The 13,911-nt window shown below is 54.3% G+C and carries 10 protein-coding genes and 1 pseudogene; 1 reads left to right on the top strand and 10 read right to left on the bottom strand.

Annotated features, from left to right (window positions below):
• The first annotated feature begins 16 nt into the window (after positions 1-16).
• The gene (locus AC0V6L_RS09455; RefSeq protein WP_486154021.1) at positions 17-1,039 is read left to right on the top strand and encodes a DUF6607 family protein; all 1,023 of its coding nucleotides are present in this window, start codon (positions 17-19) and stop codon (positions 1,037-1,039) included.
• A gap of 457 nt (positions 1,040-1,496) precedes the next feature.
• On the opposite strand, the gene AC0V6L_RS09450 is transcribed toward AC0V6L_RS09455, so the two are convergent.
• From AC0V6L_RS09450 to AC0V6L_RS09405, 10 genes and pseudogenes are all read right to left on the bottom strand, one after another.
• Positions 1,497-2,528: a PfkB family carbohydrate kinase gene (locus AC0V6L_RS09450; RefSeq protein ID WP_486154020.1), complete on the bottom strand. Its 1,032-nt coding sequence runs from the start codon at positions 2,526-2,528 to the stop codon at positions 1,497-1,499.
• Positions 2,529-2,574: 46 nt separating this feature from the next.
• Positions 2,575-3,327 carry an SDR family NAD(P)-dependent oxidoreductase gene (locus AC0V6L_RS09445; RefSeq protein WP_486154019.1) on the bottom strand — a complete coding sequence of 251 codons (753 nt, stop codon included), beginning with the start codon at positions 3,325-3,327 and terminating at the stop codon, positions 2,575-2,577.
• 39 nt (positions 3,328-3,366) lie between these two features.
• The gene (locus AC0V6L_RS09440; RefSeq protein ID WP_486155095.1) at positions 3,367-4,110 is read right to left on the bottom strand and encodes an MFS transporter; all 744 of its coding nucleotides are present in this window, start codon (positions 4,108-4,110) and stop codon (positions 3,367-3,369) included.
• Positions 4,107-4,664, bottom strand: a pseudogene (locus tag AC0V6L_RS09435) (MFS transporter); the annotation flags it as partial. The pseudogene AC0V6L_RS09435 and the gene AC0V6L_RS09440, both read right to left, overlap by 4 nt.
• 9 nt (positions 4,665-4,673) lie before the next feature.
• Positions 4,674-5,036 (bottom strand): cupin domain-containing protein, encoded by a 363-nt coding sequence (locus tag AC0V6L_RS09430; RefSeq protein WP_486154018.1) that lies wholly within the window; start codon positions 5,034-5,036, stop codon positions 4,674-4,676.
• A gap of 2 nt (positions 5,037-5,038) precedes the next feature.
• On the bottom strand, positions 5,039-7,246 hold the full coding sequence (locus AC0V6L_RS09425) for an alginate lyase family protein (protein WP_486154017.1): 2,208 nt from the start codon (positions 7,244-7,246) through the stop codon (positions 5,039-5,041).
• The gene (locus AC0V6L_RS09420) at positions 7,243-9,504 is read right to left on the bottom strand and encodes a polysaccharide lyase 6 family protein (RefSeq protein WP_486154016.1); all 2,262 of its coding nucleotides are present in this window, start codon (positions 9,502-9,504) and stop codon (positions 7,243-7,245) included. The genes AC0V6L_RS09425 and AC0V6L_RS09420 overlap by 4 nt, the downstream gene beginning before the upstream one ends.
• Positions 9,505-9,610: 106 nt before the next feature.
• Positions 9,611-10,324, bottom strand: coding sequence for a FadR/GntR family transcriptional regulator (locus tag AC0V6L_RS09415; protein WP_486150192.1), 714 nt, complete (start codon positions 10,322-10,324; stop codon positions 9,611-9,613).
• A 174-nt stretch (positions 10,325-10,498) separates the two neighbouring features.
• Positions 10,499-12,175, bottom strand: coding sequence for a TonB-dependent receptor domain-containing protein (locus AC0V6L_RS09410; RefSeq protein WP_486154015.1), 1,677 nt, complete (start codon positions 12,173-12,175; stop codon positions 10,499-10,501).
• Positions 12,126-13,544 carry a TonB-dependent receptor plug domain-containing protein gene (locus AC0V6L_RS09405; protein ID WP_486154014.1) on the bottom strand — a complete coding sequence of 473 codons (1,419 nt, stop codon included), beginning with the start codon at positions 13,542-13,544 and terminating at the stop codon, positions 12,126-12,128. The genes AC0V6L_RS09410 and AC0V6L_RS09405 overlap by 50 nt, the downstream gene beginning before the upstream one ends.
• Between the last annotated feature and the right edge of the window lie 367 nt (positions 13,545-13,911).

Genomic DNA, 13,911 nt, shown 5'->3' with positions numbered 1-13,911 from the left:
AATGGGACGATACGACATGATGAAACACGCACTGATTGGCGGCGCACTGGCTGTTCTTGCTATGGCAGGCACACCTGCTTTGGCTGATGATCCGGTGGGCGAACGCTCAGCTGAAATGGAGCAAGCATCGTTTGAGGCTGACCGCGCGGATATTCTGGCGATGGCGGGCAATTTCAAAGTCACTTTCGACATGAAAGAGACCACACCCTGGCGCGCCGATTACACCCCGCTTGAACCCAAAATGTCCGGCGGGCACGAAAGCGTGCGAGTGGTTGAGGATACGGGGCGCAAGATCGTCCTTCAACACTTGCTGGTTGTAGGTCCGGATGAAAGCCCCTTTGTCGTGAAACACTGGCGACAAGACTGGGAATATGAACCCGAGCAAATTCTGGCGTACACAGCGCCCGGCACATGGGAATTGCAGGACGTACCCGAAGCTTTACGCAAAGGGCGCTGGGCGCAGACGGTGTACCAGGTAGATGATAGCCCGCGCTATGCCGCGTGGGGACAATGGCAAACCACCAACGGTGTGCGCCGCTGGCGTTCGAGCTGGACTGTGCGCCCGCTCGCCCGCCGCGATGCGACGCGCAATCCGGTTTATGATCATTACATGTCGATCAACCGGCACCAGCCCATGCCGGGCGGCTGGATCCATTGGCAGGACAACACCAAAATGAAATGGGTCAATGGCGAGGCTGTGCCCTATGTGCAGGAAAGCGTTCTTAACACCTATAGGAAGTTCGACGGCTACCCGGTGAGCGCGGCGGATGAATATTGGGAAGCGACCGGCGCATATTGGAACGCCGTGCGCGCGGCATGGGATGCTTCGCTTTTGCGCGCTGGCGGCATCACGGTGGAAGAAGAAGCCTCCGCTGGTACTGTGATTAGTATGGAATTGCTCGAAATGGGCACAGCCGTTCACACAGGCAAAATGGATGAAGCCGCTGCTATCGCCAAGGCGCAGACATTGATCAGCACTGCCACATCCGCACCGCAAACCGCCCGCGCACAAGCGCCCGCCAGAGAGGCTGGCTATTGAGAAGGCGAAGCTAAACCGGTGAGAGAATCGCAAGGCGTGCTGACACGGCACCTATAGGGCATGCAAATGGCAGAAGAAAAAAGCGATGCTCGAAAGAAATTCCCGCATAGACGGGGGCACTGCACAAGCGGCTTACTTCGTGCTTCTCCGAACCACCCCAATCACGCCTCGCAGGAAGTCGGGCCGTCAATAGTAATTTCAGTTGGCACGCCATGCCATTTCAGTGCTGACCGCTGAAAGCGTGGCGCCGCCGTCTTATCCCTGGTCTTCCTTATGCAATTCTCAAGGCTTTCGCTGTCCTTGCCACCTTCAAGCCAAAGGATCTGCGGTGATGAAATGAAATAGCGAAACGAGCCGGCTGGTCCACAGGGCTTAGCCCTTGTCCTACCCGATCAGGCGCATTTCGCCAGCAGCACATATGGTCTGGCAGTGCCCTTGCGAACCAGCGTTGATAAATTCAGCGTTGGACCCGGCCTGATCCATCGCCGCTCATCAGCTTTTCCACCTCAGACACATTCACACGATTGAAATCGCCGCTAATCGTATGCTTGAGAGCGGAAGCGGCCACGGCAAATTCCAGGCTTTGCTGGCGGTCTTCATAAGCGTTCAGGCCATAGATGAGCGCTGAGGCAAAGCTGTCTCCGCCGCCGACCCGATCAACAATATCAGTAAGCGCGTATTTCTTTGACAACATAAAGCCGTGATCGCGAGTGCGCAAACAGGCGGACCAGTTGTTGCGATCCGCAGAAAGGCTTTCGCGCAGTGTGATCGCAATGGTGTGCATATCGGGATAGGTATCGAGCACTTTCTGGCCTAGCGCTTCGTATTTGGCAGTATCCAGTTCACCGCTTTCCACATCGACATCCACGCTGATATCAAGCGATTTCTGGCAGTCTTCCTCGTTCGCGATGCCGACATCGACATATTTGACGAGTTCGCGCATCACTTCAGGCGCGCTTTTGCCGTACTTCCATAGCTTGCCCCGGAAGTTAAAATCGCAGCTTACCGTAAGCCCTGCTTGTTTGGCCGCTTTCACACAGGCCATCGACAAGTCTGCCGCCGACTGGCTAAGCGCGGGTGTGATCCCGGTGATGTGCAGCCATTTTGCGCCTTTGAAGATTGCCGGCCAATCAAACTCATCCATGCCGGCATTGCAGATCGAGCTGTTTGCCCGATCATAAACAACTTTGGAGGGGCGCTGGTTGGAGCCTGTCTCGAGGAAATAAATGCCAACCCGGTCACCTGAGCGGCTGATATGCGCTGTATCCACGCCAAATTTGCGCAGCTCCATGATGGCGTTGTCGCCAATGTCATTATCCGGCAGCGCACTGACAAAGCCTGCATCAAGCCCGTAATTGGACAAGGCCACAGCGACATTCGCCTCGCCCCCGCCAAAGGTCGCCTCAAACGCAGGGGATTGGAAAAACCGTTCATGACCCGGCGTTTTGAGCCGCAGCATGATTTCGCCAAAAGAAAGGAATTCAGCCATGGGGAGAAGCTCTCATAGTCTTAAAAAAAGGGGGAAAGGTAAAGCGTTATGAGAACGCCAGACCGCCATTGATGTCAACATTAGCGCCAGTAATGAACGAAGCTTCATCCGAGGCGAGGTATGAGACAAGCTCAGCGGTTTCCTCTGCTTTGCCCTGACGTTTCAGCGGTGTTGAATTGGCAACATTTTCGCGGGCTGCATCGGGAGTAAAGTCATCGTGGAACTTGGTTGCTATCATGCCGGGGCAAATCGCGTTTACACGGATGCCTTTTGGTCCAAGTTCTTTGGCAAGGCCGCGCGTCATCGTCATAACCGCGCCTTTTGAAGTAGCGTAGGCAATCGCACCGCCACCGCCGCCATCGCGGCCAGCAAGCGATGCGAGATTCACGATGGATGCACCTTCGCTCATATGCGCAACTGCCGCTTTGCACGCCAGGAAAGTCGAAGTCGTGTTCAATTGCATAACGAAGTTGAAAAATTCTTCGTCCATTTCAGCCAAAGTCTTGCGAGCGACCAGACCGCCTGCATTGTTGACCAGGATGTGGATCGCATCACCAAAAGTATCGGTAGCCTTTGCGACAAGTGCAGCGACATCGGCTTGCTTGGTCACATCAGCTTTCACTTTGATCGCTTTGCCACCTGCCGCTTCTACCGCTGCCACAGTCGCATCGGCGTCCGCTTCATTGCTGTTGTAATTGACAACCACATTGGCGCCCTCGCTGCCAAGTTTTACGCACACCGCGCGGCCAATGTCCCGGCTGCCGCCCGTTACGATGGCTGTTTTGCCTGAAAATTTCATATCGTGTCCCGTCCCTAAAGGTGAATTTCAAAATCTGGATTATGCGGTTTGTGGTTTGAGCGGTTTGATGGTCCCGCAAAGTAACCAAACGCTGGCAATTGCTGTCAACGCGAGAGCTGCGCCAAGAACAAACACCGAATAATAATTGGCGCCCGCGGTCATGATCGGAACAATTGCGGTCAAAGCTGCCGCGCTCAGTTTCGCGGCCATACCCGCAACGCCCGCCAGTGTACCCACAGTGCCTTTGCCATAAAGATCGCTGGGCAGTGTCTGGACATTTCCAATTGCAACCTGGAAGCCAAACAGAATTGCAAACATCAACCACAATGCGGCCCACGGGGATGATGCAACTGACAGCGCCAGCAATGCAGGCAACATGATCAGGCAGCCCAGTGTGATGACGAATTTGCGGGTTTTATCAACGCTCCATCCAGAATTCAGACGATTGCCAGCAAGCCATCCGCCAACCCACGCACCGACCATCGCGCCCACATACGGGAGCCAAGCAGAAGCGGCGACGTCTTTGATGGCAAAGTCATGAACTTCGAGGAAGTAAGTTGGGATCCAGATGATGAAAAGCCACCAGATGGGATCAATAGCGGCTGATGCGATAATGACGCCCCAGCTTTCCTTGCGTGATAGCAGTTCGCCTGTCGATGGATTGTATTCTTCGCTGGCTTCGTCCGGATCAGAAGTTTCCGGCTTTTGCCCGGTAAGAATGTATTCGCGCTCATCATCGGAAAGCCAATCGTGGCTTTGCGGGGGCCTTTTACGATAAACCACCACGGCACCAGCCACAAAAGGCCGACCAAACCGACGATGATGAAGATCAATTTCCAGTCGAGAATTACCGCAAGAAAGCCGATTAGCGGGATCGATATAATGCCGCCAATAGCGGCGCCTGAATTGAATATACCCTGAGCAAGTGCGCGTTCCTTTGTCGGGAACCATTCCGCGTTTGCCTTGGTCGCACCGGGCCAGTTTCCAGCCTCTGCAATTCCGAGAATAGCGCGGAAAATGCTAAAGCTTACAACGCCTTTTGCCAGCGCATGAGCAGCCGTTGCCAGCGACCAAACGCCAATCGAAAGGACAAACCCCATCCGGGTGCCCAACCAATCGAAGATCTTGCCGAAAATCGCCTGCCCTGCCGCATATGAGAAAATGAACACGACACTGATGATGCCGAGAATTTCCTTATGCCCGTCGGCATCCATGTCCGGGAACAAGTCTGGCGCAATATGTTCTGGCCAAAGGACATTGATTGTTTGGCGATCTATGTAATTGATAATCGTCGCAATCGCGACAAGGCTAACAACCCACCAGCGAAGTCCGCTCATCTTCATCGTTCAGCCCTCCAGCCCAAGAAAATCTTCGCGAACAGGGCTGAACGTATCGATCAGCACACCTGCTTCCAGACACACTGCGCCGTGATCCAAATTGGGAGCAATGTAAAAGCAATCGCCTGCGCCCAGAATGCGCTTTTCACCATCGATGAAGACTTCAAAATTGCCGCTTTCGACGTAGCTGGATTGGCTATGAGGGTGCGCATGCACCTGACCCACAGCGCCTTTTTCAAACCAAACGCGGACAATCATTATCTCCGGCCCAAACCCAAGGATCTGACGCGATATGCCATCGCCCAGATCTTCTTTGGGTGTGTCCTTCGCGACCACGAAGGGCGGGCTTTGTGCCTCTGCGATTGTTGCCATTGTCAGTTATCCCCTCCGGAAAGCGCGATTACACTCGCAAACCCTTCCCATTGCAGGCTGTCGCCATTGATCGTCACACTGTGTGCGGACGAGGGGTCAGGATTATGGGAGACCGCTATCGCAAAGCGCTGTCCTGATTTCAGAGTCAAGCGCACGATATCCGTGCCTTCAATCTGCTGATGGTCGAGGTCTTCAACAAGGCTGCGGCTGTCGATTGTTTGTTCGGTCGCGCCGTCATACAGCCCATGCGCTTCCAAAAGGCTGGCAAAGCTTGCCTCGCCTTCCCGTTGGGCGCGCAGGATCAGCACGGGTTCGCGCCGCAGGTTAAATTCAGGATCGTTTGCGCCGCTTTCGCCAAGGATCGCGGTCACGGGTCCATTGGCTGCAAAACGATAGGTGTAGAAGCGTCCATCCAATATCCATGTGAGCGCGCCTTTCCCACTTTGCTGCGCGGCCTCTGCATCAACCCAAATATGCTGATAGCCATTGTCTGTCCCCAAAACGGGACGAGCAGCGACATTGGTCTTCGCAGCAAAATCGTATTCCATGATGTGCCCCGAATAGTGCAGCGGCAAATCGTATTGATGCGCCTCATTGCTTTGCGCATTGACCAAATCAATCACGACAGGCACATCGAGACCAGGGATTTGCGGCATCACCAATGTCCGGCGCATCGTTACGCCGGGATAAGCGCTTGCGATCACTCCGCTGGAAACTTGCAAGCCATCCGCATCAGAGAAATAGAGCTGCGTGGGCCAGAACGTGTCCGCTAGCTTTGCATCACCACCGAAATGGCTTTGCTCATCGACAACCAGAGTGTTGTGCGCAATTGAACTTTTCGCCCAAGTTTCGTTTTCAGGCAGGTAACGCCCGCCGCGCTTCGCCTCGATATTGAGAAAGCGCGCTGCGCCGTAATCGCGCACGACTTCATTGCCATTATCGTAAAGCTGCCATGCAAGTTTATCGAAGTGGCCATGGCCCATGCCTTGCGAGCTGTTTTTCGCAATCAAAGCAGTCGCTGGCTCGCCTTCGCGATTGACCGGACCCTGCCGCAAAATCGCAACCGCGCCTTCATCTCCATCGGGCCCATCACTCAAAAGCAGAGACTGGAAAGGAAAAGGTTTAGCCTTGCCCGCTGCAAGATCGCGCGCGACCAAGGCGCCATTGGGCGTGAGAACTGTGCGTCCCTGAAAATCAGCAATTGAAAGCAGGGCTGGATCGCGCGTTTGCCCGTAAGCGATTGCGATACCTTCATAAAGCTCAGCCGTGCGAAGGCTTTTATCGCGGATCGCATCATTGAAAGGGAAAAAGTAACCGCGATAGCTTTGCTGTACGGTTGTACGCAGCGCTTTCAGCAGAATGCCATCGCGATGTTTGAAAATTGCGCGCTCTGGCTCGTTGCGCTCAATCGCATTGGCAAAAACCAGGAAGGGAAGGAGCGCAAAACGCTGATAGTAAGGGCCTTCCGTGTAATATCCGTCGGGTGAAAACAGCAATTCGGTTTGCCGGATAAAGCCGGTTTCGCCGCTTTTGTCAGACCCAAGCAGAGCGCGCTCAACCATGTCATCATCGCCAAGCAGATAACCGGTCATGCCAACCCCGGCAGTGGCCCATGTGGCGTGGTTGTGAATGCGATTAAACGTCCGCTCAGAATCCACAGACAGGAAATGCGCCGCGGGCCGGAAGACATTGTCATCAATCAGCCGGCGTTCCTCGGCGCTTAAGGTATCGCGGATATCACCATATCCCTGCACGGCATGAACGAGCCACATGGCATCGTTGAGAACTTGCCAGAACAGACGCCCGACATTCTGGTTTGCCTTTGCGGGATGATCGCCAAGTGCCGGGTAAAGATCGGCATATTCGAGCAGCATGTCACGCACAAACACCCGGTACTTTTCATCGCCGGTGATCCGGTAAAGCTGCCCGCCCTGATAAAGGGCGCGAAAATTGCGTTTATGTTGTTCGTGGGTGTAGCCGCCGCCGGGGTCTTTGGGGACGGGAACGACAATTCCATCCTTCATCATACCATCAATAAATGCGCTCGCACGGGCCATTTCTGCCCCGAACAACGGCGCATGAGCCAAGACCGCCTCGCCTGAATCGATCCGCGTATCAGACGAGACGGTCACTGGTTTTGCAGCAGCCTGGAGAGGAGAATGCGTTGCAAGCATTGCTAGCGCTGCTGCGAAAAGAACGGAGCGGCTCATTCTGCATCCCCATTCTCAAAAGTGTTGCCCATGGTGTTCGCCCGGTGATCTCCGCTGAAATTTAATTCTTCAAGGATCAGATCAGCGGTGCCAGCGAAAGCATTGCCCGTTATGGATGTTTTTGGCGTGCCAACAGTGTGAACCACACGAAACGGAGCAGAGCCGCGCACCATATTGTCCGTAAGCGCCGCGATCTGAACGCCATGAAGGTTGATCGAGCCGCCAGAACCATTCGTCGCGGCCAGCCCAACCTCGTGAAGCGAATTCTGCGCAAAAGTGACGTTTGGCCCGAAAGTGCTCTCATCGCGGCCGCCGCGATAAATGTCCGCGATAGGCCCGCCAACGCGCGCAAAGTCATTCTCAGTTATGTCGAGATATTCGACATTGTATTGTCCGTAATCATCCGTTTCTGCTGCGGCGGAAACGATTGCGCCGGTGATGTCGGAAAAGCTGCTGCGCTTTATTGAAACGCGATCTGCTAAAGTGTTCTTGCCCAAAGTGAGCACATTGAACGACTTGTTGACGGTAAGATTGCGAACAGCCACCCGATCCAGCGCAATCCGCATATTGGACTGGATCGGAAAGATGGTGGTCCTTAAAACCGAATTGCCCACCGAATCCGGTGCAAGCGATCCGTCGATTGCGACACTTTCAAGAGAAATCTCTCCGCCTTCGCGCAGCTCAAACAGCGATGGGCGAGTGAACAGAACTGAGGTTTCCTCAGAGCCAGCGCCTTTGATCGCGATAGCGGCAGAAACCGGAATGGAGCGATCAACGATGTATTTGCCAGCGCTGAGCATCAGAACATCGCCATCTTGCGCCGCGATCACCGCGTCTGCAAGCGCGTCATGCCCGGGCGCCACTTCGATTGTCCGGCCCGATGAGCCAAACGCAATGCGCTCGGCTGGCTTGGGATACCAACTTACTCCAACCTGACTCAATGCCACCACAGGCAGATCGCGCGCAGCACCGACATGGGCAAGCTCTGGATCGGTAGGGTAAAGCAAACCATTGGCCGCCCGCTCCATCGCGGCAGGTGCCTGCGTCAATGCGCCAAGCTTTTCCGTCACGCCGCCTTGGCTAACACGGTTGCCGCTGAACTTAATGCCGGACACATCGCCGTAAGCTTCAATGAAGGACACACCTTCGAGCCCGCTCATCAGATTGTTTTGGAATGTGCTGCCATTGGGCGCTGCGGAACGCTCTTCGTCTGCGCCAACATTGAATGCGACCCGGCGACTATCGACAATGGTGTTGTTTTCAATGCGCGCATTTGCCACCTCGACATAGCGATTGACGGGCGAATTGGGCACGCCGTTCATGATCGCGAGCGCGCTGGAGAATGCTTCACCGCGCAGGCCCTCCATGTAATTGCCGAGCACATGCTGGCCGCGATTGATGACGCGGATACCGCCTGTGTAATCCTCTCCGCCGCCAAGAAAGACATTGCCTTCGACCACGTTATTGTCGCCGTGACGCAGAGTCAGTGTGCCGCGCGCCTTCAGGAAAACATTGCCGCGAAAGACATTCCCGCCGGATTTTGACGATATGATCTCCACTTCGCCGCCGGTTCGGTCGAATATGTTATAGGCAACCAGCGAATTGGAATTGAACATCGAATATCGGCTGGTACCGATGCGCAGGGTTTCGCCGCCATTTGACCCAAGCACCGCGCGCGGACCGAAATAATTGTAAGCAATCTGGTGATCGTTTTCGCGGCTTTCTTCTGAATCGAGCCGAACGGCCAGCGTCACGCCCTTATTGGTTTTTCCCGACAAATGATTGTAATCAAATCGGTTGCGGTTGCCATAAATACCAACCCAATAATCGCTCTCATACCGATCAGGTTTGCTAAAGCCATCGACTACGACTTGCGTGACGCGGCTATTGCTGGCCTGATTTTCTTTGGAAACGCGAAAGGCAATCACTTCCCCGCGCGGGCTGTAACCATCGCGAAACACCAGCCCAGAGACCACGATGTATTCGCCGCCGATGCGTAGGCTGGATTGACCTGTAAGGATCGTTTCGCCTGGATTTTGCGCCATGACAGTGATCGGCGCATCCGCACGCCCTTCACCCGTGATCACAAGCTCGAAATCACCCCATTCGCCGGGAGCAAGCACAATCGTATCACCCGCTGTAACACGGGCAGCAGCAGCTTCGTATTCGGATTGGTTGGAAACCAGAACGCGTTCGGCCAATGCTGAGCTTGAAGCCGCGCACACCATCGCCGACACAAGGCCGAACCTCGCTACCATCCCCTCAGTCCTCTCCACATTCAGATTGTAAGGACTATACGGCGAGTCGATTGATTGTCAATCAATCTGGCATGTTCTAATTATATAATTTGTAATACCAATCGGTCTAACCGATTTTGGCAGAGGCCAGAAAGCGTTCGCGACTTTCGGTTGCCTGCTGCTGCACTTGCTCCAGCGCCTTGCGCTCGGTCGCCTCAAGCATGTTTTCCAGCAAACGGTGGAAATGCTCCCGCATTGCCGCGCGCGCGCCAGCAGGATCGCGCGCTTTCAAGGCATCAAACACAGCCCGGTGTTCCGCGGTGCGCGTTTCCGCATCATGAACGCAAACAGCCTGATAGGTGGCCTTTACGTCAGGGATATCTTCGCGCATCCGCCACATTGATTTGATCATATGGACCATTGCGGCATTGTTGGAAGCCTCGGCAATGGTGGCATGAAATTTCTCATCAGCCTCATCCGCCTGTTCCGGCGTCCCGATACGCATTATCTCAACCAGTTTTTCAAGCTTCAGAACCGCATCATCAGATATGTTGTGCGCAGCAAGAGCAGCCGCTTCGGATTCAACCAGCAAGCGAGCTTCGGTCACTTCAAATGCGCTCGCATTGGGAAGCGCCTCACCAACTAAGGGCTTGCTATCGCTTACATAAACGCCTGACCCAGTCTTAATTTCCAGGCGTCCGATAGCCTGCAATGCAATTTCAGCCTCGCGGATTGTCACCCGGCTTACGCCCAGCTTTTCAGCGAGCTCCCGCTCACCCGGTAACCTCGTGCCAGGCGGGTAGGCACCTTCATCGATCAACTGGGCAATCTGCTCAGCCACTGATTGAAAAAGTCGCTTGCTACTCATCTGCAAAAAGGCTCCAGCTCAAGGTAATCGTAAGGCCTATACCAATTTTCCTAGACAATTGAACTGTTCAATCTGTGGTAAGGCCAGCCGCTGATTGCGCACCAAAAATGGGCAATAGCGGCTGGCGATACTTTTAACGATTGAACCTTAGAAACGCACCGTCGCGCCGAATGTGATCCGGCGATCAGGCAATCCTTGGAAGCACAGCAGCGCCCCGTCATTAACGCAGAATTGCTCAATCCGGGATTTCGTCAGGTTCACACCTTCAACGCCAAGGGCGATATTGTCGGTGAGCTCATAAACGATCGAACCGTTCAACTGACCGCGAGCGGAAGTCACAGTCGGAAAGCCCAGCGTCGAATTGAGCGAAGCACCAGCCGCCGTGTCAAGCGTGCGGAACGCATCGCGCCAAGTGTAACGTGCACGCGCCGACAATCCGTATTTCTCGTAATACAACGTCAGGTTGTAAGCGTTTTCTGAGAAATCGAGCAGCCCTTGGACCGCCTCAACTGGATCAGGAACGCTAGCATTGATCGCTTCAAAGATGTCCTGACCGCGGCCCGAGGCGGTCTGTGTCGCCTCGCCGCCGCTGAAGTCCTGATAGGTGTAGTTTGCAATGACACCAAAGCCCGATGCAAAACCAAGCGTGTCTTCAAATTGCGACAGGTCATACTGGAACGCGATCTCAATACCTGTTTGCGATGTGGTCGCGGTATCGTTCACGATGGTTTGCAGCGGGACACACAGGCCGTTGCCCGGTGTTGGCGACAGAACGTTACGGTCTGGCACGGGGTTGAAGATACCGCCGCCCTCACATGGATCTGTAATGTCGCGGAAGCCGTTGGCATCCTCAACAGCATCTTCGAGCTGAGTGACAAACAGGTTCGTGCGATCCTTGTGGAAGAACCCAATGCTCAACAGCGATGACGGCGCAAAGTACCACGAAAGCGAGGCATCGTAAGACCGCACCGTTTCTGGCGCAAGATTGGGGTTGCCCAGCGACACAGCGTTGTTTGGCCCCGTCGGGAACGACACAGACAGCGACAGATCGTCGAAGTCAGGACGATTGATATCTTCGGTGTAGCTGGCCCGGAAAAGCAGATTGTCGGCAACATCTGCGATCAGGTTTACACGCGGCAGGAACTCGCTGTAGCCGCCGCTCGAAGTCAGAGGTGAGGCGACCCCATTGGCGACTGCATTGCCGAATGAATCGATGCTTGTATCAACCCAGCGCGCACCAATGTTGCCGCGGATTGGGCCAGTTTCGAAATTGACCTGACCGTATAGAGCATGGGTTTGCTCCTCAACGCGGAATGACGCGCTCAGATTGCCCGATGCATTTGGATCAAGGTCATTGAGCAAACGGCCACCGCCAGCAATCGCTGCCATGCCACCCGGCGTTGCGTCCAATGCGGCCTGCAACTGCGCAAACACTTCGTCGCGGTTGGAGAAAGCCTGATTTGGATCGATCACGACGAAGTTACGGAACGCAAGTTCGCGGCCATCAAAAGCACCAAAATTGTCTGGCCCTTGAACAATCAGACCGCCCAGATCAGCACCGCTGGGGCTGTTCGCAATTGCGCCTGTACCAAAGGTGGAGCGCAGCTGATTAAATTCAGTTGAGCTGTCATTGTAGCGGTAACCGACATCAACAGATGTAATGAAATCAAAGGTATCTTCCAGATCAAGCGAGGTGTCGATCCGGAAAGCGTCTTCTTTGTTCTCAGTGGTGTTGTTGCTGTTCGTCACCGCATCCAGCACCGTGTTTGCCGGGTTAAGCAAATCGGCAACGGTGGGCGCAAAAGGCAGAATCGAAATCAACACCGAAAGTCAGCGAGCCGCCCGTCAGATCATAAATAAACGGCACGCTGTTATCATTGCTGGACCCATCCAGCGGAGTAAGCGGGTTCGGGTTGATAAAGTTGAGCGTGGTGCTGAGGTTCGGGTTGGATGTGTCCGAAGTGGAACGTGACAGCTCAACGCGAGTGGTTAGCTTTCCTGTTTCGAACTCGGTGCCCAAACGATACACTTCGCTAGTGGTTAGCCGCGCGCCAGTATCGCTGGAAAAACGAAGGTTTGGATCATCATCATCCTGAGCAAGGTTGGGCTGAATCGTCCCGGTCAGCGCCGCTTCGATGCTTCCCAATGCCAACCCATCAAGCGAGCCAAAGTTGACGGTTTCAAACGTGTCAGGAACATTAACCCGGTCGACCGCGCTGACGCCTGAACCCTGAATGCGTGAGCTGTCCTGACGACGTTCTTGGTCGTTGTAGATCACATCGAGGAAGAACATCAGGCTGTCGCTGGGCGCCCATTCCAAAGACCCCGCAAGGTTGATTGTGTCGTATTCGAAATTCTCGCGTTCCTGGTTGAGGAACTGGATATTTAGAAACGGATTGGCAGGGCCTGGGAGACCAGCTGCCGTCACTGAATCGTTGGCGTTAATCAGGTTATCGCGGTCAACACGCGGGCGGAAACTGGTTGCCTCTTGCTCGGTGTAGCTACCACTGACCACAAGACCAATTTCGCCGCCGCCAGTTTGCCAAACATTGCCGAAACTGGCGGAAATGCGCGGCTTCACGCTTTCAGACAGCTCGCTATACTCACCCTGCACACGCACAGCGATAATGGGGTCAGTGATATCAAGCGGACGAATTGTGCGAAGATTAACGGTACCGCCAACCGATCCCTCAAGTGTGGCGGCAGTTGGAGCCTTGATAACTTCTACCGAACCAATGATGGCAGGGTTAATGTCTTCGAAGCTGATGCCGCCGCGACCGGTGCCTGCCGACACGGTTTTAACGCCATTGATAAGCACTTGGTTGTCATTCGTACCACGGATTTGAACCCCAGTACCAACGCCAGCGGTTCTGGTGATCTGCACGCCTGTGACGTTCTCAAGCACCTCGGCAAGGTTCTGGTCAGGCAACTTACCAATGTCTTCTGCCTGAATAACTTCAATCAGGCTGTCTGCGTTACGCTGTTCGTTCAGAGCGCTTTGCAAAGAACTGCGAATGCCGGTGACGATGATCGTATTGTCTTCATCGCCGCCATCAACAGAGGCTCCCGATTGCTCATCCTGAGCAAATGCCGCGCCCGGTATCAGGGCAATGGCTGAACCAACCAACATTCCAGTGATAATACGGTGTTTGCGCGAATACCCCCGCGACGGCGTAAGCCGATTGCCCATCATTCCTCTCCCATGTGATTCTGTAATTATTGTTTGATGGGATAGATTGGCATTATTTTTTGTCAACCCAATTTGTAGACCTATCGAGATAAGTCTGTAATACCAATTTGGCATGCGAGGTTGAGGTTGTGGCTTTTGAGCCCGGTGGTGCCGTCAGAAAAAAGCAAAAAGGGGTGCTGTCAGTCAGAATCGCAACAAACGTCTCGCTCGCGCAAGTTTCCCTTCCTCGCCTCGTATTAAGGCCATGAGTTTTGTCACCTAACCTATGCGGCTTAGCGGATGGCCTTTTACGATTTTCTATCGGTCCGTTGGCGGTCAGAATTGAAGTGATTGTGGACGTTGGCGTGGGCTGAGGCGAAGCTCTGCCGCG

The organism is Erythrobacter sp. JB1-15 (assembly GCF_057365035.1).
Note: the sequence above shows the minus strand (reverse complement) of the source record. Positions and strands in the feature narration are given on the sequence as shown.